Below are 24,393 nucleotides of genomic sequence, written 5' to 3' on the forward strand. Positions count from 1 at the left end.
ATTAAAATTGTATATTAACGCTACCAGTCAACGTTGTTTCTTTATAAGAAGTGCTGCTATCCGAAATCACATGGCGAGCACCGATGTTTCCATACATCTTGTCATTTAATCGAGTAGATAGATTGACCCCAAATGCGCGCAACTTTGTTTTTAGCAGACTGGAATCTCCCGCTGATTTTTGCTGCGAAACAAGCACATTTAGAGACGAATCCGGAGTAAGTCTATGCGAATAACTTAACGTCACTCCATTTTGACGAATAAAACTCGTGTTTGCAAAGTCATCCGCTGCAGGCACCAGATTGCTTAAACTTTGGCTCATGCTTCGATTGGCTGACAAAGTGATCGTGTCCCGAATGCCAATCAATGCAAATGTCAATGTTTGACTCCGCTGCAGGGAAAGCGCCGCAGTTGAATACGCACCGACGACGGTTGTATTCGGATCGAGGCCATTCACCTGCAAGAAAGACCTTACGAGCTGAGCTCTTTTAACAGGATCAGGTTCAACCGATGCAAATTGGCTATATAGGAGATCGTAGAGCCCACCAAGCCCAACTTGCCCGTTAGAAGATGAATTCGAAACACTTTTATTATCGACATACGACCATGCCGTACGCGGCGTGCGATGCTCAAGACTAATAGCGTGGGTGCTACCAAAATACCTTCGCTCCACCTGACCAGAAAATCGAGTTGTGTCGGATGGACGCCAATTAAGACCAAAACCGTTCGAACTATGACTTTGCTTGTCTACAGAAACGTAGTTATTTGACTCTTTCCCTCCAATGAGGATTGCCTCGACCTGTGAATTTATCGAGTAGATCAAATTTATATTTAACTGATCCGACGACGTATTGCGTCCCAAGCTATAGTCCACATTTTGACTACTTAGATTAGCAGCCCATTTGAGGCGACTGAATGAACTATCGCCATTCAGCTTAATCGAGCTCTCCCGAGTATCCACATCCGAGGCCAAATTAGACTTGCTACGCGTTGTCTCATATTTGTATCTAGCCTCGTAATCCGCAAAGTTTGAAAGATGCCCCCGAACATAGGGTGATATGCGATAGGTTGCGACTTCCGTCCGATTTGAATTTAAACTAGTGTTGTCTAAGGATTGCGTCCCAAAAGCAGATATTGATTGCTGAGATATCGTTCCACTAAAATCAAGGAATGCCCACTGATCAATAGCCTCATAAGTCCCCGCCGCACTAAGTGAATTTTGCAATTCATTTCGATCGGAATTTCGGGCATAAAGCAGTTGCGAGAGAGAATAATCAAAATAACCCCTCAATCGACCCGCATCGCTTGATATCCGTATCCCAGGGCTGATCTCCGTTGTAAACTCGGACTGCTTGTTTGTACTACTCAGGTTGATGTTGCTGGAATATGTCTCCGATAGAGTGAGGCGCGGCGTGACGGTCAAACCTCGCCCCCCTCCACCCGTCTCAATCTGCTGCGCATCCGCGCAAACGCTGGACAGCGCCGCTGCTACGCATATAAGCGAAACGAACGACCGCGACGCATATTGCGGGAGGCAGTAGATTTCGAAGAAAGTACAGATGGATTTGTGGAGCATCGGCAAGTGATTGAGGGCGCAATCAGGCTGCTTGCTGTTGCTCATAGCCATAACCGTATCCGTAACCGCCATAACCTCCCTGGGAAGCGCTTCGCGCTTGATTCAATACCATCATCTTGACTGGGCACGATTCGATGGAAGCGAGGGCATGCTGCACATCCGTTTGCAATGTTTTCTGGGCGTGCACAACCATTACAATTTGCCCCATATGAGACGCAAGAACCCGTGATTCCGTAGTCAATAACAAGGGGGGTGAATCAAATATAATGATTCGATCCGAATATCGGTGCGCGATGTTTGCGATCAACTGCGTCATGGCATCACTTGCCAAAAGCTCTGTAGCACGCAGATGCGGCGTACCGCTCGGCAATAAAGTTAATTTATCGATATTTGTTTTCAATAAAACACTCGACAAATCTCCGACATCACCAACGAGCATATCTAACAAACCTGGGCTTGCAGGCAGACCAAGCATGCGCAGGACGGATGGCCGCGCGACGTCCGCATCCACCAGCATGACCGTATTGTCAAGTTCCGTTGCAATACTCATCGCCAAATTGATCGCGGTAAAGCTTTTACCTTCTCCTGCTAACGCGCTGGTCACCATGATTAGGTTACCATTTTCGACAGGAACGGCACCTTTCCCCATTGCATTGCTGATCAATGGGCGCTTGATTACACGGTACTGATCTGCGATTTGCGATCGGGGCGCATTGGGACTGACAATCCCCGAAGCGACCAATGCATCCAGATCAAGCTCTACCCGCCGCGACAACGTAGTTGGTGCAGCCTTAGACGGAGATGCTGCAGCGCCGGGCATTTTCTGCAAACCAGCTACTTCACGCGCCTCGGGGGTCTTAGCCTGCCTCTGGGGAGATTCCGTTCTTTCCTCTAACGAGACACCGGCCCGCCTCAATTGTTCGAGACGCTTGGTTGCTTGCTCAATTAAACTGGTCATATTACGCTAGTCCCACTTGGCCAGAGAAGAGGGCCAGCACGATGATTCCAATAATAAATCCACCAACCAATCCTCCCGACGCGATGACGAATCGACGAAGATCAGATCGCTCTTTGCGGCGGACAGCGTCACTAACTACCAGCGTAACGACGCCTAACAATGGGAGGTCAATGACATTACGAAGGGAACGAGCATCGTAAAATACCGGGCGTAGCTGACTTGCGGCGAATGATGTAAATACTCCAGCACCAATAGCAACAGCCAAAGCGAGCAACAATAAAAGCATCCGATTGGGCGCGACTGGTTTAGGAGAGACCCGTGGCGGATCGATCAAGCGAAAATCGGCAACGCCGGCAGCCGATTCCAAATCACCAGAAAGTGATGCTGATTCGCGGCGGCTTACCAGATCTTCATAATTTTTTTTGTTAATAGCGTAATCGCGATTCAACTGGGCATATTCCGCCTCGACCTGAGGAGCGGTTTTCATAGCGCTCAACGCACGTTCATACCTGCCACTATATTCAGCAACTCGGGCACGCAGAGCAGCAACCTGAACCTCTGAGGCAGCTAACATCCGACTCAACTCTTGCGCCGCCAGCGAACTAGATGGCCCCATTCCAACCGGATTAGCCATCGCGGTCTTCCTAAGCTCTGAAATTTCTTTCTGCTTTTGATCTTCCAGCTCTTTAATCAGTCGACGGGCATTCACAACGTCAGGATGTTGCTCTGTAAAGCGTTGCAACAAACCATCCAGATTACGCTTTTGCGTCTCCAACCTTGCATCGATCTCCGGGGTTGCAAGAGACTGTGCAGATTCTTGCAAGAGACTTTTCGTCGTCAGACTGGCAGCCTGGGACTTCTCATTATCTAGCTGAAGCTTTGCAGCATCCCGCGCATTTTCGGCCTCGCGTAGTTCGAGCTTGGCTTGGTTGTATTGAGCACTAACTTCCCCAAGGCGTCCCGCCATATCGGTGCCATTGGAGGTCTGCGCATCGATATTTTTCAATTTGAACTCTTTAAGACGAGCCTCGGCGCTTTCAAGCTTACTTTCATAAGTTTTAATTTGCTCACTGATGAACTTCTTAGCGGCGTCCGTATCTTTGCGGCTATCTCCCAAACTGGATTCCACAAAAATCGACACTAGAGATTGAACAACCTTTTTCGCCTTCTCAGGATTTGGATCCTGAAACGACAACGTATACAAATTATCCCGACCCGTCGTTTTAATTTGCAAGGTACCCATCAACCTCTCAATCAGAACCTCCTGAGAATCCTTGGTCTGGGACCCCAAATCCAAATCAGCCATGCGAATCAATTTTTCCACGTTCGGACGCGTTATCAGCGTCCGACTCAACATGCCAACTTGTTGATCCACGTTCGGTTGCACCGCGAGTCCAGACATCAACGGTTTCAAGATGGATTGGGTATCCACATAGATTCGTGCAGAGCCCTCATATTTATCAGGGACACGCAACACAACCCCGGCACCAACCACGCCAACTACCCAAGCAACGAGCAATCCCAGCCAACGGTGCTTCCACGCACCCTTGGCGAAAGTCAAGATTTGATTAATCAACTCATCCATGAATCACACTCGACGGTTAATCTAAAATCAAACCAGATATTAATAAATAAATTCACCATCGCCTCAGAACCAACCTTGCGGGATAATAAGAATATCGCCTGGCTTCATTTCCACATTGCCTGAAATATCTCCGCGCTTGATCAGATCACGAAGGCGGACCGAATAGCGTTTACCGCCTTCAGAAGTCCGGAATATCGAAGCGGCGTTTCCATCAGCAAAGTCGGTCAGCCCGCCAACGGCGATCATCACATCCAGGACGGTCATCTTCTGCTTGTACGGCAAAAGTTGCGGTTTTGCAGCCTCGCCTACAACCCGTATCTGTTCGCTGTACGGCCCGACAAAACCAGTCACGATCACCGTAACGACGGGATCCCGTACGAACTTGCCAAGCGTTTTTTCGATCTCACGCGCAACCTCGATGGAGGTCTTGCCTTGCACGACCAATTCATCCACCAACGGGGTCGATAGCTTGCCATCTGGCCTGACCGGCACAGACATAGACAGTTCCGGATTGCGCCAAACGATGATATTAAGATTGTCCCCTGCCCCGATGATGTAGTTGTAGTCACTGGTATCCGCCGCAGCGGGAGCCGCAGGGTAGCTGGTGGAGAATGCAGAACAACCCGACAGACAAATGCCCACAACGCAAGCCGCAATCCAACGTATTTTTGAGGCCGAGTTGAATAATGAAAACATCGAAATATCCACCTTTATATGTTGCGGGTAGCCACCCAGGTTCTCTTAGAAATATACCTTACATCCCGTGAACGCATTCCAAAAAAATCACGGAATGCAGTTCAATCCCGCGCGGATGAGTTGCACAGACTTTTGCAGCAGAACATTGTATGCAAAGCAATACCCCGTCCAAAGATTGACGATGCCTGGATTTTTAGCGAAATGTTACAAATGGCGCAACAAGTCACGCGCTGCATTCCCGGACTAGACTCGGACCACCGCACATGAGGAGTCACTGATGACGATAGAACACGCCATCGTTGCATGGAGAAAGCTTCTTGGCAATCCGCAAGTGTTGATTGGTGACGACGTTTCACAACGCTACGGCAGCGACACAACCGGGCAGGCGCGGAAGGTGCCGGTGGCCTTGCGCATTTCGGACAGCGCGTCGCTACCTGAGGTCATGAAGATCGCACACCTCCATAAAGTTCCTGTATATCCGATCAGCACGGGTCGAAACTGGGGCTACGGCAGCGCCCTGCCAGTTCGTGACGGCTGCGTGCTGCTGGACCTGTCACCATTGCAAAAGATCCTGGACTTCGACGCAGAGTTCGGCGCCATCACTCTGGAGCCGGGCGTCACCCAGGCCATGCTGGCCGACTTCTTGCGCCAGGGCAATCATCCGTATCTCGTCCCCGTCACCGGCGCCGGACCAACGTGCAGCTTGGTAGGCAACGCACTGGAGCGTGGCTATGGTGTCACACCTCATGTCGATCATTTCGCAGCTGTCACCGACCTCGAAGCCGTGCTCGCCGACGGGACGCTCTACAAGACCGCACTCCGTGAAGCTGGCGGGGATGATGTGGCCCGTCTCTTCAAATGGGGCATCGGGGCCTATTCCGCGGGACTCTTCACCCAGGGTGGATTCGGAATCGTCACACGCATGACCATCATCCTGGCCCGCAAACCAGAGTGCATCAAGGTCTGCCTTTTCAGCCTGAAGGACGATGCGCTTTTGGAGCCCGCCGTTGAACGCATTCGGACAATCCTGGGCAGGCTTCCGGGAATCGTCGGCGCCATCAATTTGATGAACCAGCATCGCGTACTGAGCATGGCAGCCCCATTTCCACGGGACCGCATCGGGCCGGACGGCTTGATTCCGCAGGAGGTCATCACGGAGATGGGTCGCCAGTACCAGATCTTTCCCTGGACGGGGTTCGGTACCTTGTACGGCACGAAAAGTGTCGTCGCTGCGGCGCAGAAGGAAATCAAGGCCACGCTCGGCAGTATTTCTACCAGAATGATGTTCCTGACACCTGGGCGCGCTCGCACCTTGTCCAAGCTGGCGAGGATGATCCCGGGAAAACGGGGCAAGGGGCTGGCGGGCATGACGGCCACCCTGGAGAAATCGCTGGAGTTGGTCGCCGGCCAACCTAACGAAACCGCTCTGCCTCTGGCGTATTGGCGCAACAAGTCGCCACAAAAACAAGCCTTGAAGAACCCGGCGTCCGACGGATGCGGCTTGATCTGGTACGCGCCGCTGGTCCCAATGCGGCCCGCCGGAATACGTGCTTATGTGGACATGGTGAAGAGGGTTGCGCCCAAACATGCCATCGAGCCGCTGATCACCTTCACCACACTCAACGACCGATTGTTCGACAGCACGGTCCCAATCATCTTCGAACGCGACCAGCCCACCGCGGTGGCCTCGGCCCAGGCCTGTTACTCGGAACTGTTGCACTCTGGCCGGGAGCAAGGCTGGTTCCCCTACCGTGTCGGTGTTGGCACGATGGACTCCCTCGCCAAGATGCAACCCTTGTCATCGGCCTTTCACAAACGCCTCAAGGCCGGCTTGGATCCTGAGTCGCTCGTCGCACCAGGTCGCTATGAATCATGATCTGACGTCCGTGCTCCAGAGGCGATCCTCGACGATGGCCCAGTCGACTCCTGTCGATACGGCGTTCACGAACGAGCGAGAGAAGAAACACGGACTCACGGTGCTGTTGATCTCACCGGATTCGTACCGACGACATCGTGTCGAAATATTTTACGGTCCCCACCGAAGGAATCGCCACAAAGGGAAAAATTTCTTTATTTTTCAATGAGTTAAACAAATTCAGTCTACCTGGCACGATGTCTGCTTAACTAAGTCGTCACCAGTCACCGTCAATCAATTCAGGAGTAAATACATGTTGACCTTCAAGCAAGCTTTAAAGTCCGCAGGTGCCGTTGTCGGCCTCGTGGGCGCAATGTCCGCGAACGCTTACACCGTCGGCGGCATCGACTTTGGTAACTCCCTCAGTCTGAACCACCTGGAAACCACGACGCTCGCGCAGACCTTCATCAATGGCAACGGCCAGTCGGCTACGGCTTATGGTTCCATCTCCACGGTGAACGGAGACAGCACCTATTGCGCCGGTGGCGGCAGCTGCAGCCTGTACTTCATCGCGACGTTCAGCGGTTCGCAGAATTTCAGCTCCAGCTATGTGGAGTTCTCGTCTGCGACGATTACCGTGTACTACTCCAACAGCACTGTAAATCTGTTCAACCAGGACTCCGTTGCAAACCTTGCGTCGATCCAAGGCATGACGACATGGCTGACGCTGACGGGTCACAACAATCTGGGCGGCGGCGCTAGCACCAATGCGGTCGTGACCGGCACTGGTTCGCTCTCCGGCGCAACGCTCAACGGTGGCGGTGCTGGCCTGTTTGACGTTGGCAGCCCTGGCCTTGCGAGTGTGATCGCTTCGTTCGACACCAACACCATCGCGGACGCTGCAGGCGGCTTTGCAGACGTCGCACTGACTTCGTCGTTCAACAACTTCGTACTCAACGAATTTGATGTGGCCAATGGCCTCGCAACTGGTTGCGAAAATGGTACCGCTGCCGTTGGCGCCTGGTGCTACCAAGGTTCGTCGAACCTGCGCGGCAAGCTGCAGGCTGTTCCTGAGCCAAGCTCCCTGGCTCTCGCTGGCCTGGGTTTCGGCGTCATGGGCGCACTGAGCCGCCGCCGTCGCAACGCTAAGAAGTAAAACTGCCACCGCGCATGCGGTACCTGCTAAAAAGCGCCATCATGATGGCGCTTTTTTTTGTCGTTCTTGATACGCGCACATTCTCGGCCTCGCGCCATGTCCAAAGGCTGCTGCAAAGTAGAAAATCGTTCCTGCTCGCCAAGGGTCCGCCATGGCATGCCGTTCTTTCTACTTGCTCTCACCTGAAATCCGCATGCATGAGAAATATCCTGATGGTCTGCACGGCCAACATCTGCAGATCGCCAATGGCACAGATCGTCGCAACGCAGGTAGCGCAAAGAAGAGGTCTGGATCGCGGCCTACGCATCGATTCCGCCGGCACGCATGCCACCAAGGGCGCACCCCAGCCCGATAGCCGCGCGAAGCTAGCGCTGGAAAAACGTGGCTACAAGGTCAAAAAGGGGAGGTCTCGCAAGGTCGAAACCAAAGACTTCGAACGTTTCGACCTCATTCTGGCCATGGATCAAACGAACCTGAGCACCCTGCATGCGCTTTGCCCGGCGCAATACCACCACAAACTCGAGTTGTTCCTCGCATCGGCGCAGCCCGACGTGCACGCCAACGAGGTGCCGGACCCCTACTACGGCAGCGCGCAGGGCTTCGAACGGGTTCTGGACCTGTGCGAAGCTGGCGTGGACGCATTGTTGTCACGCCTGGGTTGAAGGTTGCAGCGCCAACTCGGGCGGCTGCACACCTGGGAACTCAAACCTTGTAGTAGCCCCGGTACCAGGCCACGAAATTGGCGATGCCGGCCTGCACACTCGTCCCCGGCACGAAGCCGACCCAGTCCTGCAAGGCGTCGGTGTTGGCATAAGTGGCGGGCACATCGCCGTCCTGCAGCGGCAGCAGCCTTTTCTCGGCCTTCATGCCCAGCGCATTCTCGATGCAGCCGATGAAATCGAGCAAGGGCACAGGGTTGTTGTTGCCGATGTTGAAAACCCGGTAAGGCGCGTTGCTGGTGGCGGGGTCGGCCAGCGCGGCATCGTACGCGGGTTCGGCGGTCGCCGTGCGGTCGAGCACGCGGATCACGCCTTCGACGATGTCGTCCACGTAGGTGAAGTCGCGCTTCATGTTGCCGTGGTTGAACACGTCGATCGGCCGCCCTTCGAGAATGGCCTTGGTGAACAGGAACAAGGCCATGTCGGGCCGGCCCCAGGGGCCATACACCGTGAAAAAGCGCAGGCCCGTGGTCGGCAGGTCGTAGAGATGGCTGTAGGTATGGGCCATCAACTCGTTGGCCTTCTTGGTGGCCGCGTACAGGCTCACAGGATGATCGACGCTGTCGTGCTCGGAAAACGGCATCTTGGTGTTGCCGCCATAGACGCTGGAACTCGACGCGTAGACCAGATGCTGCACCTTGCTGTGGCGGCAGCCTTCGAGGATGTTGGTGAAGCCGACCAGGTTGCTTTCCACGTAGGCATGCGGATTCTGCAAGGAATAACGAACGCCGGCCTGGGCGGCCAGGTGGATCACCCGGTCGAATTTCTCGGCGGCGAACAGATCGGCCATGCCGGCGCGGTCGGCCACGTCCAGCTTCACGAAGCGAAACCCGGCATGGGGCGTGAGTCGATCCAGGCGGCTTTGCTTCAACGCCACCTCGTAGTAATCGTTCAGGTTGTCCAGCCCCACCACTTCGTCACCGCGCGCGAGCAGCTTCAGCGTTGCCGTCATGCCGATAAAACCGGCAGCACCCGTCACCAAAATCTTCATGACCAACCCTTCAGTTTTTTCTCACATCCAACCCGATCGCCCTAGCGCAGACAAGCGCCCGGCACCACGCCAGCAAACGGACAAATCCAGGGGGATTCAGGATCAGCCAAACAGGCCCGATCGATAGAATGAACCGCGCATGCCCTTGTTCACCCTCATCCTTCTCCCCTTCGCCGGCAGCCTCATCGCCGCCTGGCTGCCGGCCAATGCTCGCACCAGCGAATCCGCATTGGCCGGTGTCATCGGCCTTTTCTGTGCGGTCCAGGCTGCATTGTATTTTCCCGACATCGCCAACGGCGGCGTGGTCCAGCAAGAATTGGCGTGGATTCCGTCACTAGGCCTCAATCTTGTGGTCCGCATGGACGGCTTCGCCTGGATGTTCTGCATGCTGGTGCTGGGCATCGGCACCCTGGTGGTGTTGTATGCGCGGTACTACATGTCGGCCTCCGACCCCGTTCCGCGCTTTTTCTCGTTCTTCCTGGCCTTCATGGGCGCGATGACGGGTGTGGTCCTGTCGGGCAACCTGATCCAGCTCGCGCTCTTCTGGGAACTGACCAGCCTGTTCTCGTTCCTGCTGATCGGCTACTGGCACCACCGCAAGGACGCGCGCCGCGGCGCCCGCATGGCATTGACGGTGACCGGCACCGGGGGCCTGTGCCTGCTGGCAGGTGTGCTGGTGCTCGGCCACATCGTCGGCAGCTATGACCTCGCCACGGTGCTGGCAGCGGGCGATCAGGTACGCGCACACCCGCTGTACCTCACCGTGCTGGTGCTGGTGCTGCTCGGCGCACTCACGAAAAGCGCGCAATTCCCTTTCCACTTCTGGCTGCCGCACGCCATGGCCGCACCCACACCCGTTTCAGCCTACCTGCATTCGGCCACGATGGTGAAGGCCGGGGTGTTCCTGCTGGCGCGCTTCTGGCCCGTGCTGTCGGGCACCCAGGAATGGTTTTGGATCGTCGGCGGCGCTGGCGTTTGCACCCTGCTGATCGGCGCCTACGCGGCGATGTTCCAGAACGACCTGAAGGGCCTGCTCGCCTATTCCACGATTTCGCACCTGGGGCTGATCACGCTGCTGCTCGGCCTGAACAGCCCGCTGGCGGCCGTGGCCGCCGTCTTCCACATCATGAACCATGCGACTTTCAAGGCCTCGCTGTTCATGGCCGCCGGCATCATCGACCACGAAAGCGGCACGCGCGACATCCGCCGCCTGAGCGGCCTGATGCGGCTCATGCCGATCACCGGCCTGCTGGCCATCATCGCCAGCGCGGCCATGGCCGGCGTGCCGCTGCTCAACGGCTTCCTGTCGAAGGAGATGTTCTTCGCCGAGACCGTCTACATCAGCGCCACGCCGGTCGTGGAATGGGGCCTGCCGATCGCCGCCACGCTCGCCGGCATCTTCAGCGTGGCCTATTCGCTGCGCTTCACCTGCGACGTGTTCTTCGGCCCGGCCGCAACCGACCTGCCACACCAGCCGCACGAGCCGCCGCACTGGATGCGCGTGCCGGTCGAGTTGCTGGTGCTGGCCTGCCTGGTCGTGGGCGTGGCACCGAACCTGTCCGTCGGCCGTTTCCTCGACGCCGCGGCACTGCCCGTCGTCGGCGGGGAACTGCCCGCATTCAGCCTGCACGTCTGGCATGGCTTCAACCTGCCGTTCATCATGAGCCTGGTGGCGATGGCCGGCGGCACGTTGCTGTACTTCCTGCTGCGGCCGGTCCAGGACGCATTCGAACACCCGCCGCTGATGCGCGCCATCAGCGGCAAGAGCATCTTCGAGCAGACCCTGGCCCTGCTCAGCCGCCTGGGCCGGCGCGGCCGACGCTTCTTCGGCACGCAGCGGCTGCAGAACCAGCTGATGTGCCTGGTGGGCGCCGCGTTGGTCGCCGGCCTGGCCGCGCTGTGGGGCAGCGGGCTGCAGGCGGGCACGCGGGTGCTGCTGCCGCTGTCGCCGGCCTTCGCGCTGCTGTGGACCGTGGGCATGGCCTGCGCCGTCACCGCCGCCTGGCAAGCCAAGTACCACCGCCTGGCCGCGCTCACGCTGATGGGCACGGCCGGCCTGGCCACCTGCATCACCTTCGTCTGGTTTTCGGCCCCCGACCTGGCGTTGACGCAGCTCACGGTGGAAGTGGTGACCACGGTGCTGATCCTGCTCGGCCTGCGCTGGCTGCCGATGCGCATGATCTCGGCGGGCGCCACCAAGCCCTCGTCCAGCACCGCCGCGCGCCGCACCCGCGACATGACCGTGGCCGTGCTGGCCGGCGGCAGCATGGCAGTGCTGGCCTACGCCATGATGAGCCGCCCCTTCCCCGAGGGCATTTCCACTTTCTTCCTGGAGCGCGCGCTGCCGGAAGGCGGCGGCGCCAACGTGGTCAACGTCATGCTGGTCGACTTCCGCGGCTTCGACACCTTCGGTGAAATCGTCGTGCTCGGCATCGTCGCCCTGTCGGTGTACGCGCTGCTGCGCCGCTTCCGCCCGGCGGCCGAAACCATGCAGATCCCGCTGCAGCAGCGTTCGCTGCCGCCCGAGCGCCCTTCCGACCTGCTCAACCCGCGCCACGCGCGCGACACCGCCGTGGGCTACTTGATGGTTCCCGCCGTGCTGGTGCGGCTGTTGCTGCCGCTGGCGGCCATGGTGTCGGTCTACCTGTTCATGCGCGGCCACAACGAGCCGGGCGGCGGCTTCGTCGCCGGGCTGGTGATGTCGGTGGCGCTGTTGTTGCAGTACATCGTCTCGGGTACGCAATGGGTGGAAGCCCATCTCTACCTGCGGCCGCGTTACTGGATCGCGGTGGGCATGCTGTGCGCGCTGGCCACCGGCCTCGGCTCGCTGTTGCTGGGCTACCCTTTCATGACCACGCACACGGCGCACCTGCACCTGCCGGTGCTCGGCGACATCCACATCGCCAGCGCGCTGTTCTTCGACATCGGCGTGTTCACCCTGGTGGTCGGCGCCACCATCCTGATCCTCACCGCGCTGGCCCACCAGTCCGTACGCAGCCACCGCCTGCCCGGCAAGGCCGAGGCCGAAGCCCAGAACACCGCCGCCCCGGAAGGAGCCCGCTGATGGAATTGATGTTATCGCTGGCCATCGGCGTGCTCACCGGCTCGGGCATCTGGCTGCTGCTGCGCCCGCGCACCTTCCAGGTCATCATGGGTTTGTCGCTGCTGTCGTACGCGGTGAACCTGTTCATGTTCAGCATGGGCCGGCTGTCCATCGACCGCGAACCGGTGCTGGTCGCCGGCGTGCCGCTCAACCTGCTGCATTACGACGACCCGATCCCGCAGGCATTGGTGCTCACCGCCATCGTCATCGGCTTCGCCATGACGGCGCTGTTCCTGGTGGTGATGATGGCCTCGCGCGGCCTCTCGGGCACCGACCATGTCGACGGCGCGGAGTCCGGCGAATGAGCGATTTCCTGTCCATGCTTTCGCGGCCGCTGCACCCGCTGTCCGCGCATTGGGTCGTCGCACCGATCCTGCTGCCGCTGTTCACCGGCGCCATGATGCTGCTGATGCGCGAGGAGCGCCGCCGGATCAAGGCCGCCATCAACATCGGCTCCACCTTCCTGGGCCTGCTGTTGTCCGTCGCATTGCTGCTGTGGGTCGACGACCAGGGCACGGTCGGCTCGATCGGCATCTACCTGCCCGGCAACTGGCAAGCCCCCTACGGCATCGTGCTGGCCGTGGACCGGTTGTCGGCCATGATGCTGGTGCTGGCCTCCACCGTGGCGCTCGGCTCGGTGGTGTTCGCGGCGGCGCGGTGGCACCGCGCCGGGGTGCATTACCACCCGCTGTTCCAGTTCCAGCTCATGGGCCTGTGCGGCGCCTTCCTCACGGCCGACCTGTTCAACCTCTTCGTGTTCTTCGAGATCCTGCTGGCCGCCTCCTACGGCCTGCTGCTGCATGGCTCGGGCCGGCTGCGCGTGAAGGCCGGGCTGCACTACATCGCCATCAACCTCGGCGCGTCCTCGCTGTTCCTGATCGGCGTGTCGATGCTGTACGGCGTGACCGGCACGCTCAACATGGCGGACCTGGCCCAGAAGATCCCGCTGGTGGCCGATGCCGACCGCGGCCTGCTGCACGCCTCGGCCGCCATCCTCGCTGTGGCCTTCCTCGCCAAGGCCGCCATCTGGCCGCTGAACTTCTGGCTGGTGCCCGCCTACAGCACAGCCACGGCGCCCGTGGGAGCCTTGTTCGCCATCATGAGCAAGGTCGGCATCTACACCATTCTGCGCCTGTGGACGCTGCTGTTCTCGGCCGAAGCCGGTGCCTCCGCGGCCTTCGGCGGCCACTGGCTCGTGGCCGGCGGCCTGGCGACGCTGGCCTTCGGCGCGATCGGCATGCTCGGCTCGCAGAAGCTGGGCAACCTGGCCGGCTTCGCGGTGATCGTGTCATCCGGCACGCTGCTGGCGGCCATCGGCTTCGGCCAGACGGGCCTGACCGCCGGCGCGCTGTACTACCTGCTGAGTTCGACATTGGCCGCCAGTGCGCTGTTCATGCTGGTCGACCTGGTGGAGCGCTGGCGCAACGCCGGCGCCAGCATCGCGCCACACGAGCTCTCGGACGACGCCCCGTTCCTCAGCGCCACCCTCGAATACGAGGCCGGCATGAACCTGGACGACGAGGAGGAAATCCTGATCGGCAAGGCCATCCCCGCGGCCACCGCTTTCCTCGGCCTGGGCTTCATGTGCTGCACGCTGCTGCTGACGGGGCTGCCGCCGCTGTCGGGCTTCGTCGGCAAGTTCGCCATCCTCAGTGCGCTGCTGAACCCGCTCGGCCTGGGCGTGGCGGGCGGCAGCGCCCCAGGCCTCGCCGGCTGGACGCTGCTGGTCATGCTCATCACCTCGGGGCTGCTCGGCCTGATCGCCATGAGCCGCGCCGGCATCCGCCATTTCTGGGCGGCGCACGACCGGGGCGTGCCGCAGTTGCGCCTGGCCGAAGGCCTGCCCGTGGCCGGCCTGCTCTTGGCCTGCATGCTGCTCACCGTGCAGGCGGGCAGCGTGATGCGCTACGTGCAGGCCACCGCCGACTCGCTGCACACGCCCGCGAGCTACATCGAGGCCGTGATGGGCGCGCAGCCCCGCCTATCACCGGCCGCCGCGGCGGCCCCGAAAGCCACGCCATGATCAAGCGCCTGCTGCCGTCCCCGGTCCTGTCCGCCGCGCTGTTCCTGTTGTGGCTGCTGCTCAACCAGTCGGCCAGCCCCGGCACGCTGCTGCTTGGGGCTATCCTGGCCGTGGTCATTCCGTCCCTTACCGCCAGCCTGCGGCCGACGCCGGTACGCATCCGGCGGCCGGCCGTGGTGCTGCGGCTGGTCGCCACCGTGGCGGCCGACGTGTTGCGGGCCGGCCTGTCCACCGGCTGGGCGCTGCTCACGCGCCGCGCGCGCAGCCTGCCTTCGGCCTTCGTGCGGGTACCGCTCGAACTCAGTGACCCGAACGGCCTGGCCGTGCTGGCCGTGATCACCTGCCTGACCTCGGGCACGGCCTGGGCCGAACTGTCGCTCGATCGGAAGGTGCTGCTGCTGCACGTGCTCCAGGTCGATGACGAAGCCGCGCTCATCACCGAATTCAAGCAACGTTACGAACGGCCCCTGATGGAGATTTTCGAATGAGCCTGTTCCTCGCCTGGTCGCTGAAGGCCGCGCTGTTCCTGCTGGTGCTGGCCATCGCCGTCGCACTGGTGCGCCTGCTCAAGGGCCCCTCCGCACAGGACCGCGTGCTGGCCCTGGACTGCATCTACGTGAGCGGCATGATGGCCATGCTGGTGCTGGCGCTGACCTACGGCAGCAGCATGTACTTCGAGGCCGCGCTGCTGATCGCGCTGTTCGGCTTCGTCGGCTCGACCGCGATGGCCAAGTTCCTGCTGCGCGGCGAGGTGATCGAATGACGACGGACATCCCGCTCTGGGCCGAGATCGCGACCTCCGTGCTGGTGCTTGCGGGCAGCCTGCTCGCGCTGATCGGTGCGGTCGGGCTACTGCGCCTGCCGACCTTCTTCCAGCGTGTGCACGCCCCCACGCTGGGCTCCACGCTGGGCTGCTGGTGCCTGGTGCTGGCCACCATCGTCTACTTCTCCGTGAAGGACGGCAGCCTCTCGGTGCACGCCGTGCTCATCGGCATCTTCATCGCCCTCACCGCGCCGGTGACCACGGTGTTCCTGCTGCGCGCGGCCCTGTTCCGCCAGCGGCGCGCCGGCAACCCGGACGTGCCGCCGAACATCACGCGGTCGTGAATCTCGGGCCCAGATCCGTTCGTGCTGAGCCTGTCGAAGCACATTCGAACGTCCTGAGCATGTCGACCGGCCTCTTCGACAAGCCCAGCGCGAACGGGCTCTCGATGGTCAGGTGACGGCGGCGACCGGCGCGAGTGAACGCAGCCGCAGTCGGCTGAAGTTCAGCGCCACCAGCAGCACGCCGCAGGCGCCGAGTGCGATCACCGGGCTGGTTCCCCAATAACCGACGAGCATGCCAGCGACGCCCACACCCGTGGCCTGGCCGAGGAAGAAACACGAGGCAAAAGCCGACACCGCCGCACCCCGGCGCTCGGGCGCCATCTGCGTGGCATTGATCTGCAAGGTGTTGTGCAGCATGTAGAAACCCAGGCCGGCGACGAAACAGGCCGGCATCGCCCACCACCACACCGGCGCCATGCCGATGGTCAGCAGCGAGCCCGCGATCAGGATGCCGCCGACCCCGGTAAGACCGACCTCGCCGAGCCGGCGCACCAGCGTGGCCGAAAAGATGGCGAACAACAGGCCGCCAAAACCGTACAGCATGACCATCGAGCCCGCCGTGGACAGCGACACGCCGAACACCGCATGCAGATGGGTGGCGATGAAGGCGAACACGCCGTAGAGGAACGCGCCCTCCAGGAACACGGTGGCCAGCACCACGCGCGCCCAGGGCTTGGCGAGCACCTGGCCGAACTCCTGAACCATGCGCGCGGCGGCATTGCCCTCGGCCCTGCGCGTCACGCGGGCCATGGCCGGCAGCCGCCGGTTCAGGGTGAACAGCGCCATGCTGATCAACGCGAAGCCGCCGCCGATCAGCAGGAAGGGCACACGCCAGCTCAGATGGTCGGCCGCGAAGCCGCCCAGCCAGACGCCGGTGGAAAGCCCCAGGATCTGCCCGATCAGGAAACGCGCGAGGATGGGCTGGCGGCCTTCGTACGGCACCACATCGCCGATGAAGGCCATGGAGAGCGGGATCACCGCCGCCGCCGTGGCACCGGCCAGCAGGCGCGCAACGATCAGCAGCGGGAAGTCGGGCGCCAGGCCGCACAGGGCCGCGGTGATCGCACAGGCCACGCAGGCCCAGGCCACGACGTAGTATTTGCCGAACCGGTCGCCGAGCGGCCCGAACAGCAGTTGCGACAGCCCGTAGGCCACCGAGAACACCGTGATCACACTGGCCGCATGCCCCAGCGTGATGCCGAACTGCTGCGAGAAGCTCGGCAGCAGTGCGTCGGTGATGCGCAGCGAAATCGCACTGAAAAAGGCCGCGAGGGACAGGGCCAGCACGGCTGTGCGCAACAGCGGCGTTTCGTGCGCCGCGGATTCGTCAGGTGAAGTCATGGGCCGATTGTCGGTGCTGCCTGATCACATTGCGCCGGGCCGGACAATCATCGGCACGTCTTCAGGTCACCGGCGCCGGGTTGAACAGCACCAATGCGTTGTGCAGCTTCCACTGCTCGGCCCAGGTCTTCTTGCGGCCGCTGGCCACGTCGAGCATCAGTTGAAAGAGTTCCCAGCCCACCTCTTCGATGGTTTTCTCGCCCGTGGCGATGGTGCCGGCGTTGACGTCCATCAGGTCGTGCCAGCGGCGCGCGAGGTCGCTGCGCGTGGCCACCTTGATCACCGGCACCTGGGCCAGGCCGTAAGGCGTGCCGCGGCCGGTGGTGAACACGTGCAGGTTCATGCCTGCGGCCAGCTGCAGCGTGCCGCAGATGAAATCGCTGGCCGGCGTGGCGGCATAGGTCAGGCCTTTCTGCTTGAGCTTCTCGCCGGGCGACAGCACGCCCGTGATCGGCGAGGAGCCCGACTTGACGATCGAGCCCATCGCCTTCTCGACGATGTTCGACAGGCCGCCCTTCTTGTTGCCCGGCGTGGTGTTGGCGCTGCGGTCCACCGCGCCGCGCTTGAGGTACGCGTCGTACCAGGCCATCTCCTTGATCATCGCCGCCGCCACCTCCGGCGTGCTGGCGCGCGAGGTGAGCTGGTCGATGCCGTCGCGCACCTCGGTGGTCTCGGAAAACATCACGCTGGCGCCGGCGCGCACCAGCAGGTCGGTGCAGAAACCCACCGCTGGGTTGGCGGTGACGCCGCTGAACGCGTCGCTGCCGCCGCACTGCACGCCCACCACCAGTTCGCTGGCCGGCACGGTTTCGCGGGTGCGTGCGTTCAGGCGCTCCAGGTGTTCCTCGGCCTGGCGCATGATGGAGTCGACCATGGACATGAAACCCACATGGCCGTCGTCCTGCAGGCAGACCACGTCGAGCTTGGCTTCTTCCGACGTGCCCACGTCCGCCACGTTGCGTTCGTCGATCAGCGGGATGCTGCCCGGCGGCAACAGCCGCTCGGGCTGCAGCTTCTCGCAGCCCAGGCTGACCACCATCACCTCGCCGCCGAAATTCGGGTTCAGGCTGATGTTGCGCAGCGTGCGGATCGGGATGATGGCGTCGGGCGCGTCGATGGCCACGCCGCAGCCGTAGGTGTGCTCCAGCGCCACCACATCGTCCACGTTGGGGAACCGGGGCAGCAGCTCGGACTTGATGCGCTGCACGGCGAAGTCGGTCACGCCGGCCACGCACTGCACGGTCTGGGTGATCGCCAGGATGTTGCGCGTGCCGACCGAGCCGTCCGGGTTGCGGAAACCTTCGAACGTGTAGCCCTCGAGCGCGGGCTGCGGCTCGGGCCGGACGGTGGCGATCGGCAGGTTGTCGAGTTCGCGCGCATCGGGCATCTTCAGCAGGCGCTCGTGCACCCAGCTGCCGGCCGGGATGTCTTTCATGGCGTAGCCGATCGGCACGTTGTAGCGACGCACGGCGCCGTCGGCGGGCAGGTCCACCAGCGCCACCTTGTGCCCTTGCGGCACATGGTCGCGCAGAGTCAAACCGGAGGGAAACACCGTGCCCGCGGGCAGGCCGCCATCGTTGGCGACGATGGCGACGTTGTCGTCGGGATGCATGCGGATGTGCAGGGGTGTTCTGGCGATTGCTGCGGCGGACATGGTGGCGATCCTTTGACCCGTGGGTATTTTTTATGATTCGGCGAGCTCAAGCAGCCATCCTGTGTCTCCGCCTCTTGGTCATCAGTTGTCCGATGACTAGCCAGGGATGATGCCTCAAACGTCCTCTCTCGTCAAGACAGCGCTCCTATGAAAGAAAAAAGGGCCCTGCGCCCACGGATACTGCGCAGTACGCTACACAAAGAGTAGCAATCTACAGCAAGGCCACCATATCGGTCACGCCGACATCCACGCCAGCCTGCATCATCAATGCCGTCACCTGGCCGCGGTGGTGGGTCTGGTGGTTGAAGAAGTGCGTCAACGCCTGCCAGGCCGGGTGCTCGCGCTGCACGCCCTTGCTGTTCGCGTAGCGCATGGTCTGGTGCGCGAAGGCTTCGGGCAACTGCGCGAGCCAGGCGACGATGGCCGCATCGAGCTGCGTGCGCTTGGCGCGCAGGGCGCCCCAGTCGTCGAACAGCACCGTGGACAGGACGGCGCCGGCCGGCAGGTCGAGCACGTCGTCACCCAGCATCGAGACGTCCTGGCCGTGCTCGGCGGCGCATTGGCGCAGCCGCCGCAGCCAGATCTGGTCGGCCACCACCAGGTGGTTCAGCGTGTGGTGGATGGAGCCGAAGAAGGCGCCGCGGTCCTGCTGGCGCGCGGCCTCGTCGAGGGTCTCGCACGCGTCGAAAAGCCGGGTGTTGAACCACTGGTTGTAGCGGGCCAGCAGGCGGTAGTTGTCGGTGAAGGGGCTGTGCATGTCGGTTCCTGGTGAATTCAATCGCCGTCGCTGTCGTCATCGCCGGCATCGGTCGCCTGGTCCGCGTCGTCCTGCTGCAGGCGTTTGTCCAGCCGCTCGCGCAAGCCCTGTGATTCCTGCATCCACTGCGACACGGGCACCGGCGCGGCGAGCCGCCAGCCCGGCGGATACAGGTTGGCCAGTCGCGGGCCGGCCTGGTTGTCGCGGCTTGCGGTCCAGGCCATCGCACCCAGGGCCAGCAGCGCCAGGGCGCCAACCACCGTCGCCTGCAGTCGCATGCGCCGTGGCGGGGCGATCACCCACCACTGCAGCAGCAAACCGGCTGCCAGGGCCCACCAATCGAGCTGCGCACCGAAACGCGCCAGCGGCACCCAGCCGAAGGCGAACGCCGTCGCCGAAACCAGGCCCTCCAGCATCACCGAGACCACACCCACGGCCAGCACGATGCGCAGGTGCCGCCAGAACTGCGCATGCGTGGTGAACAGCTTGGTCAGCAAGGCGGCCAGCCCGGTCCACAGCAGCGCGGCCCCGAACAACACGCCGAGCGCACGCGCAGCCCCGCGGCGAACTGGTTGGGCTCCGTCTGGCCCAGCCAGGACTGCCACGTGGTCAGCGCCGCGAAGGCCAGCACCAGGCCCAGCGTGGCCGCGACCGGCCGCCAGCGCAAGCGCGTCAGCACCTGTTCGGGCGCGAGTGCGGCGCTGGCCAGCCGCACACGCAGCCGCAGCCGGCCCAGCGAGATGTCGTCGCCGTCGGTCCAGTCGAAACGGCTGCCACGCGCCTGCCGCCGATGGCCATGGCGTACGCCGTTGACGGTGTCGAGCACCTCGACGGCCAGTCTGGCACCGGCGGGCGAGGACGTTGCTTCAACGCGCAGATGCTCGGCCGCCACATGCGGGTCGGCCAGCACCAGGTCGTTGGTGAGCGCGCGGCCCACGGTGACCGGCCAGCGCCACACCGGCAGTTGCTGCACGATGGCGCCGCTGCGGTCCAGCACCTCGATGAGGGCGAGCATGCCCGGACCCGCGGGCGTGGCCGGGTCGGCTGCAGCGCCGTCGGCGGCTTGCTCGCCGTTCATGTCGTGCGGGGCGTTCATTGCGCGCCGTCCCACTTGAACGCATCGACGTAATAGGCCGCGAGTTTCAGCCCGTTGTCGAAGCCGACGCCGTAGGCATCCAGCCGGCCGCGCACGCCCTGCGTGGGCCGGTTCAGCGAGGTCACCACCACCGACATGTCGTACAGGCCGCGCAGCTTGCGGTAGGCCAGCAGGCAGACCACGGCGCGCATCGGCACGCCGCCGGTCTCGACGTAGCGCTCGGTGCATTCGGACGCCGTGCCCTGCGCATTGCCGCGCGCGTTGACGCGTTCACTGCGGAAATGCTGGCTGTATAGCTTGGCGAAACGCATGGCGCCCAGGCGCGGCGCGTCGTAGGCCGTGTGCCGCAACCGGATGAAGCCGGTGGTGAGCTCCCCGGCGAAAAGCTGTGCATCGAGCTGGCAATTGGTGCTGTCCATCTCATACGACTTGAGGTCGGCATCACGCGAACGGCCCCAGCAGCGCGCCATGGCGTCGTCGGGCACGGGCAGGCTGTAGCCGTGGTAGCGCTGCACCTTGAAAGGCGTGGACGTGAAGCGCCGGGTCAGGGCCTCCTGGTGCGCCAGCAACTGGCGCGTGACCTCGGCCTGGGCACCGGTGGTGATGGGTTGGGCCTGCCCCTTCGCCTGCGCCAGCAGCGCCTGGGCGAATTCGGCCGGCACCAGGAAACTCAGCAACTCCCCGTCGAGCCGCTTCGACACGTTGACGCCGATCACCTCGCCGTTGTCGTCGAGCACCGGGCCGCCGCTCATGCCGGGGTTGATCGCCCCGCCGAAGAAGATGCGCGGATAGAAGCTGCGCTGCACCAGCCCGTTGTAGGTGCCTTCGGTCACGGCGAAGCCGATGTCCAGCGGATTGCCCAGCGAGTAGAGGCGCTCGCCGCGCGCGAGCGCACGCGCGGGGCTGCGGAACACCAGGGCCGGCCAGGGCGCCGCGTGCGGCGACGGCTCGGCGCGCTTCACCCGCAGCACGGCCAGGTCGTGCAACACGTCGAAGGCCAGCAGTTCGAGCTCGGCCTGCTTGCCGTCCACCGGCACGTACACGCCGCGGTAGCGCTCGGGCTCGAGCGCGAGCTGGCTCGCCACATGGAAGTTGGTGAGGATCAGTCCATCCGATGAAACGAAGAACCCCGAGCCCACGCTGGATTGGGCATCGGTATTGCGCACCAGCGTGCGAATCTGCACCAGCTTCTCGCGCGCGCTCGCATAGGCACGCTGTGCGTCGCGCGACACGGGCTCCACCCCGACCTGTGCAGGTGCGGCTGCAGATGCTTGCGCCACGGCCGACAACGGCGCCAGCGCGGCCAGACACAGCACCAGCCACCACCATCTCATGTTCGAACGCATCATGTTTCGATTCTAGGAGCCGGCCTGCACCGCCCGGATGGGGGGATCGACAAACACCGTCAACCGGCGCAACCTGCACCCCGTTAAAGCTGTACCGGCCGACATCTCGTCAGGCCGGATTTCAAAGCCCCAAGGAGTTCCCATGTTGAAGAAGATCCTGGCCATCGCGGCCATGCTGTATGCGGCCGCCACCTTCGCCGCCGTGGACGTGAACAAGGCCACGGCCGCCGACCTGGACGGGCTCAAGGGCATCGGCCCATCGATTTCCACGCGCATCCTCGACGAACGCAAGAAGGGCAACTTCAAGGACTGGACCGATTTCATCGAGCGCATCAAGGGCGTGGGTGAAGGCAATGCGGCGAAGTTCTCCGCCGAAGGCATGACGGTGAACGGCGAAGCCTACAAGGGCGCCAACGCATTGCCCGCCAAGGCCGAAACCAAGAAAGAAGCCAAGGCGGCGAAAGCGGATGCCAAGCCAGCGGCCGTGACGACCACCGCGGCTCCGGCCGCCGCAGCAGCCCCGGCCCCCGTGGCCAAGGCCGATGCCAAGCCGACGGCCGACGAAGCCAAGGCCAAGAAGGCTGCGGAAAAGCAGGCCAAGGCCGATGCCAAGAAAGCCAAGGCCGAAGAGGCCAAGGCAAAGAAAGAAGCCGCTGCGGCGAAGCCGGTGGCTGCCGCCAGCGCCGCGAAGTAGTTCGCCCGGCCCCAGCGCAACAAAGCCCGCTTCGGCGGGCTTTGTCGTTTTTCCCTGTCGGCCCGGGCGGCGCGGCGCTCATGGCTTGAGGGACCGCCGGCCAAGCACGTCTCAATGGCGGAAGTGGCGCACGCCCGACAGCACCATCACCACACCGCGCTCGTCGGCCGCGTCGATCACCTCCTGGTCGCGCATCGAGCCGCCGGGCTGGATCACACAACTCGCGCCCGCGTCCACCACCACATCCAGGCCGTCTCGGAAGGGGAAGAAGGCGTCGCTCGCCACGGCCGTGCCCTTGAGCGACAGGCCGGCGTGTTCGGCCTTGATGCTGGCAATGCGGGCCGAGTCGAGCCGGCTCATCTGGCCCGCGCCCACCCCCATGGTCATGCCACCGGCGCAGAACACGATGGCGTTGCTCTTCACGTACTTGGCGACCTTCCAGGCGAACAGCAGGTCCTGCAACTGCTCGGGCGTCGGCTGCTTCTTGCTGACGACCTTCAGATCACCGAGCGCCAGTTCGTGGTTGTCGGCGGTCTGGATCAACAGGCCGGAACCGATGCGTTTCACGTCCATGGCGTTGCGGCCGTTGTCCCAGTCGGTCGTCCCCCCTTCGGCAAGGCGATTTCCAGCACCCGCACGTTGAGCTTGGCCTTGGTGGCCTGGAACACCTCCAGCGCCTCGGGCGTATAGCCCGGCGCCATCAGCACTTCGACGAACTGCTTGGCGATGGCTTGCGCGGTGTCGGCATCGACCGGGCGGTTGAAGGCGATGATGCCGCCGAAGGCCGAGGTCGGGTCGGTCTTGAACGCCTTGGCATAAGCCTCGGCCGCGTCCTTGCCGATGGCCACGCCACACGGATTGGCGTGTTTCACGATCACACAGGCCGGCACGTCGAAGCTCTTCACGCATTCCCAGGCGGCGTCGGCGTCGGCGATGTTGTTGTAGCTGAGTTCCTTGCCCTGCAACTGCTTGGCCGAGACCAGCGAGCCCGGTGCCGGATACAGGTCGCGGTAGAACGCGGCCTGCTGGTGCGGGTTCTCGCCGTAGCGCAGGTCCTGGATCTTCACGAAGCGGCCGTTGCTCTGCGCCGGGAACAGCGCACGCTTCGGTGCGGCCTGGCCGATGCTGGCGTCGAAGTCGATGGCCGACAGGTAGTCGCTGATCGCACCGTCGTACTGGCTGATGCGGTTGAATGCGGCCACCGAAAACGCGAACTTGGTCTTGTCGCTGAGCTTGCCGCCGTCGCGCAGTTCGGCCAGCGCGATGGGGTATTGCGAAGCGTCGGTCAACACACCGACATCCTTCCAGTTCTTGGCCGCGCTGCGCACCATGGCCGGCCCGCCGATGTCGATGTTCTCGATCGCGTCCTCCAGCGTGCAGCCGGCCTTGGCCACGGTGGCTTCGAACGGATAGAGGTTGACGATCAGCAAGTCGATGGTGTCGATGCCGTGTTCGGCGATCGCCGCCATGTGCGCCGGCAAGTCGCGCCGCGCGAGCAGCCCGCCGTGGATCTTGGGATGCAGGGTCTTCACGCGGCCGTCGAGCATCTCGGGAAAGCCGGTGTGGTCGGCCACCTCGGTCACCGGCAGTCCCGCATCCGCGAGCAGCTTCGCCGTCCCCCCCGTCGACAGCAGCTTGACGCCCCGGCCATGCAGCGACTGCGCGAATTCAAGAATACCGGTTTTATCGGAGACGGAGATCAGTGCAGTCAGTGCCATGGTGGATCGTTATAAAAGTTA

21 protein-coding genes and 1 pseudogene are annotated in these 24,393 nt (G+C 62.2%); 10 read left to right on the top strand and 12 right to left on the bottom strand.

The genetic code is table 11. The annotated features are described in order from the left end of the window. Position 1: 1 nt before the first annotated feature. The 4 genes from RD110_RS21645 to RD110_RS21660 all read right to left on the bottom strand — a co-directional run bounded on the left by RD110_RS21645 (position 2) and on the right by RD110_RS21660 (position 4,812). A complete protein-coding gene (locus RD110_RS21645; RefSeq protein WP_076201916.1) occupies positions 2-1,624 on the bottom strand; it encodes a TIGR03016 family PEP-CTERM system-associated outer membrane protein in 1,623 nt (540 codons plus the stop codon). After that, entirely contained in the window at positions 1,596-2,531 is a 936-nt protein-coding gene (locus RD110_RS21650; protein ID WP_076201918.1) for an XrtA-associated tyrosine autokinase, read from the bottom strand. The genes RD110_RS21645 and RD110_RS21650 overlap by 29 nt, the downstream gene beginning before the upstream one ends. A 1-nt stretch (position 2,532) precedes the next feature. Next, positions 2,533-4,116, bottom strand: a complete 1,584-nt coding sequence (locus RD110_RS21655) for an XrtA system polysaccharide chain length determinant (protein ID WP_076201919.1) — start codon at positions 4,114-4,116, stop codon at positions 2,533-2,535. Between the two features lie 63 nt (positions 4,117-4,179). Then, complete coding sequence (locus RD110_RS21660; RefSeq protein WP_076201921.1) at positions 4,180-4,812, bottom strand: XrtA/PEP-CTERM system exopolysaccharide export protein; 633 nt, start codon at positions 4,810-4,812, stop codon at positions 4,180-4,182. Positions 4,813-5,089: 277 nt separating this feature from the next. Here RD110_RS21660 and RD110_RS21665 point away from each other — a divergent pair, with 277 nt between their 5' ends. The 3 genes from RD110_RS21665 to RD110_RS21675 all read left to right on the top strand — a co-directional run bounded on the left by RD110_RS21665 (position 5,090) and on the right by RD110_RS21675 (position 8,485). Beyond that, positions 5,090-6,688: an FAD-binding oxidoreductase gene (locus RD110_RS21665; RefSeq protein WP_076201923.1), complete on the top strand. Its 1,599-nt coding sequence runs from the start codon at positions 5,090-5,092 to the stop codon at positions 6,686-6,688. Positions 6,689-6,980: 292 nt separating this feature from the next. Further along, positions 6,981-7,823: a PEP-CTERM sorting domain-containing protein gene (locus tag RD110_RS21670; RefSeq protein WP_083686429.1), complete on the top strand. Its 843-nt coding sequence runs from the start codon at positions 6,981-6,983 to the stop codon at positions 7,821-7,823. Between the two features lie 14 nt (positions 7,824-7,837). Next, positions 7,838-8,485: a low molecular weight protein-tyrosine-phosphatase gene (locus tag RD110_RS21675; RefSeq protein ID WP_239467090.1), complete on the top strand. Its 648-nt coding sequence runs from the start codon at positions 7,838-7,840 to the stop codon at positions 8,483-8,485. Positions 8,486-8,525: 40 nt separating this feature from the next. On the opposite strand, the gene RD110_RS21680 is transcribed toward RD110_RS21675, so the two are convergent. Next, positions 8,526-9,533 (bottom strand): NAD-dependent epimerase, encoded by a 1,008-nt coding sequence (locus RD110_RS21680; RefSeq protein ID WP_076201927.1) that lies wholly within the window; start codon positions 9,531-9,533, stop codon positions 8,526-8,528. A 139-nt stretch (positions 9,534-9,672) separates the two neighbouring features. On the opposite strand from RD110_RS21680, the gene RD110_RS21685 reads away from it, so the two are divergent. From RD110_RS21685 to RD110_RS21710, 6 genes are read left to right on the top strand one after another with little or no spacing between them, the layout of a single operon-like run. Next, on the top strand, positions 9,673-12,597 hold the full coding sequence (locus tag RD110_RS21685; protein WP_076201929.1) for a monovalent cation/H+ antiporter subunit A: 2,925 nt from the start codon (positions 9,673-9,675) through the stop codon (positions 12,595-12,597). Beyond that, complete coding sequence (locus RD110_RS21690; protein WP_076201930.1) at positions 12,597-12,941, top strand: Na+/H+ antiporter subunit C; 345 nt, start codon at positions 12,597-12,599, stop codon at positions 12,939-12,941. Before RD110_RS21685 ends, RD110_RS21690 begins: the two co-directional genes overlap by 1 nt. Further along, the gene (locus RD110_RS21695) at positions 12,938-14,659 is read left to right on the top strand and encodes a monovalent cation/H+ antiporter subunit D (RefSeq protein ID WP_076201932.1); all 1,722 of its coding nucleotides are present in this window, start codon (positions 12,938-12,940) and stop codon (positions 14,657-14,659) included. Before RD110_RS21690 ends, RD110_RS21695 begins: the two co-directional genes overlap by 4 nt. Further along, on the top strand, positions 14,659-15,147 hold the full coding sequence (locus tag RD110_RS21700; RefSeq protein ID WP_076205419.1) for a Na+/H+ antiporter subunit E: 489 nt from the start codon (positions 14,659-14,661) through the stop codon (positions 15,145-15,147). Before RD110_RS21695 ends, RD110_RS21700 begins: the two co-directional genes overlap by 1 nt. Further along, positions 15,144-15,422, top strand: a complete 279-nt coding sequence (locus RD110_RS21705) for a K+/H+ antiporter subunit F (protein ID WP_076201933.1) — start codon at positions 15,144-15,146, stop codon at positions 15,420-15,422. Before RD110_RS21700 ends, RD110_RS21705 begins: the two co-directional genes overlap by 4 nt. Further along, entirely contained in the window at positions 15,419-15,766 is a 348-nt protein-coding gene (locus tag RD110_RS21710; RefSeq protein WP_076201935.1) for a Na+/H+ antiporter subunit G, read from the top strand. Before RD110_RS21705 ends, RD110_RS21710 begins: the two co-directional genes overlap by 4 nt. Before the next feature lie 108 nt (positions 15,767-15,874). On the opposite strand, the gene RD110_RS21715 is transcribed toward RD110_RS21710, so the two are convergent. The 6 genes from RD110_RS21715 to RD110_RS21740 all read right to left on the bottom strand — a co-directional run bounded on the left by RD110_RS21715 (position 15,875) and on the right by RD110_RS21740 (position 21,963). After that, a complete protein-coding gene (locus tag RD110_RS21715; protein WP_076201937.1) occupies positions 15,875-17,107 on the bottom strand; it encodes an MFS transporter in 1,233 nt (410 codons plus the stop codon). Positions 17,108-17,168: 61 nt separating this feature from the next. After that, on the bottom strand, positions 17,169-18,761 hold the full coding sequence (garD, locus tag RD110_RS21720) for a galactarate dehydratase (RefSeq protein WP_076201938.1): 1,593 nt from the start codon (positions 18,759-18,761) through the stop codon (positions 17,169-17,171). Between the two features lie 211 nt (positions 18,762-18,972). Next, positions 18,973-19,518, bottom strand: coding sequence for a DinB family protein (locus tag RD110_RS21725; protein ID WP_076201940.1), 546 nt, complete (start codon positions 19,516-19,518; stop codon positions 18,973-18,975). 17 nt (positions 19,519-19,535) lie between these two features. Next, on the bottom strand, positions 19,536-20,057 hold the full coding sequence (locus tag RD110_RS21730) for a hypothetical protein (RefSeq protein ID WP_157900278.1): 522 nt from the start codon (positions 20,055-20,057) through the stop codon (positions 19,536-19,538). Continuing rightward, positions 20,009-20,614, bottom strand: coding sequence for an FHA domain-containing protein (locus tag RD110_RS21735; protein WP_076201943.1), 606 nt, complete (start codon positions 20,612-20,614; stop codon positions 20,009-20,011). Before RD110_RS21735 ends, RD110_RS21730 begins: the two co-directional genes overlap by 49 nt. Continuing rightward, complete coding sequence (locus tag RD110_RS21740; RefSeq protein ID WP_239467091.1) at positions 20,611-21,963, bottom strand: S1C family serine protease; 1,353 nt, start codon at positions 21,961-21,963, stop codon at positions 20,611-20,613. The genes RD110_RS21735 and RD110_RS21740 overlap by 4 nt, the downstream gene beginning before the upstream one ends. 139 nt (positions 21,964-22,102) lie before the next feature. Here RD110_RS21740 and RD110_RS21745 point away from each other — a divergent pair, with 139 nt between their 5' ends. After that, positions 22,103-22,654, top strand: a complete 552-nt coding sequence (locus RD110_RS21745; protein ID WP_076201945.1) for a ComEA family DNA-binding protein — start codon at positions 22,103-22,105, stop codon at positions 22,652-22,654. 111 nt (positions 22,655-22,765) lie between these two features. Here the strand turns inward: RD110_RS21745 and purH are convergent. After that, positions 22,766-24,372 (bottom strand): annotated as a pseudogene (gene purH, locus RD110_RS21750) (bifunctional phosphoribosylaminoimidazolecarboxamide formyltransferase/IMP cyclohydrolase). Positions 24,373-24,393: the final 21 nt, after the last annotated feature.

Source organism: Rhodoferax koreense (assembly GCF_001955695.1).
GTDB classification, from domain to species: domain Bacteria; phylum Pseudomonadota; class Gammaproteobacteria; order Burkholderiales; family Burkholderiaceae_C; genus Rhodoferax_B; species Rhodoferax_B koreensis.

Bases quoted from the DNA above. Each gene is read 5' to 3' on its own strand.
- RD110_RS21645 (WP_076201916.1), bottom strand. From the start codon at position 1,624: ATGGCTATGAGCAACAGCAAGCAGCCTGATTGCGCCCTCAATCACTTG.
- RD110_RS21650 (WP_076201918.1), bottom strand. From the start codon at position 2,531: ATGACCAGTTTAATTGAGCAAGCAACCAAGCGTCTCGAACAATTGAGG.
- RD110_RS21655 (WP_076201919.1), bottom strand. From the start codon at position 4,116: ATGGATGAGTTGATTAATCAAATCTTGACTTTCGCCAAGGGTGCGTGG.
- RD110_RS21660 (WP_076201921.1), bottom strand. From the start codon at position 4,812: ATGTTTTCATTATTCAACTCGGCCTCAAAAATACGTTGGATTGCGGCT.
- RD110_RS21665 (WP_076201923.1), top strand. From the start codon at position 5,090: ATGACGATAGAACACGCCATCGTTGCATGGAGAAAGCTTCTTGGCAAT.
- RD110_RS21670 (WP_083686429.1), top strand. From the start codon at position 6,981: ATGTTGACCTTCAAGCAAGCTTTAAAGTCCGCAGGTGCCGTTGTCGGC.
- RD110_RS21675 (WP_239467090.1), top strand. From the start codon at position 7,838: ATGCGGTACCTGCTAAAAAGCGCCATCATGATGGCGCTTTTTTTTGTC.
- RD110_RS21680 (WP_076201927.1), bottom strand. From the start codon at position 9,533: ATGAAGATTTTGGTGACGGGTGCTGCCGGTTTTATCGGCATGACGGCA.
- RD110_RS21685 (WP_076201929.1), top strand. From the start codon at position 9,673: ATGCCCTTGTTCACCCTCATCCTTCTCCCCTTCGCCGGCAGCCTCATC.
- RD110_RS21690 (WP_076201930.1), top strand. From the start codon at position 12,597: ATGGAATTGATGTTATCGCTGGCCATCGGCGTGCTCACCGGCTCGGGC.
- RD110_RS21695 (WP_076201932.1), top strand. From the start codon at position 12,938: ATGAGCGATTTCCTGTCCATGCTTTCGCGGCCGCTGCACCCGCTGTCC.
- RD110_RS21705 (WP_076201933.1), top strand. From the start codon at position 15,144: ATGAGCCTGTTCCTCGCCTGGTCGCTGAAGGCCGCGCTGTTCCTGCTG.
- RD110_RS21710 (WP_076201935.1), top strand. From the start codon at position 15,419: ATGACGACGGACATCCCGCTCTGGGCCGAGATCGCGACCTCCGTGCTG.
- RD110_RS21715 (WP_076201937.1), bottom strand. From the start codon at position 17,107: ATGACTTCACCTGACGAATCCGCGGCGCACGAAACGCCGCTGTTGCGC.
- garD (WP_076201938.1), bottom strand. From the start codon at position 18,761: ATGTCCGCCGCAGCAATCGCCAGAACACCCCTGCACATCCGCATGCAT.
- RD110_RS21725 (WP_076201940.1), bottom strand. From the start codon at position 19,518: ATGCACAGCCCCTTCACCGACAACTACCGCCTGCTGGCCCGCTACAAC.
- RD110_RS21735 (WP_076201943.1), bottom strand. From the start codon at position 20,614: ATGAACGCCCCGCACGACATGAACGGCGAGCAAGCCGCCGACGGCGCT.
- RD110_RS21740 (WP_239467091.1), bottom strand. From the start codon at position 21,963: ATGATGCGTTCGAACATGAGATGGTGGTGGCTGGTGCTGTGTCTGGCC.
- RD110_RS21745 (WP_076201945.1), top strand. From the start codon at position 22,103: ATGTTGAAGAAGATCCTGGCCATCGCGGCCATGCTGTATGCGGCCGCC.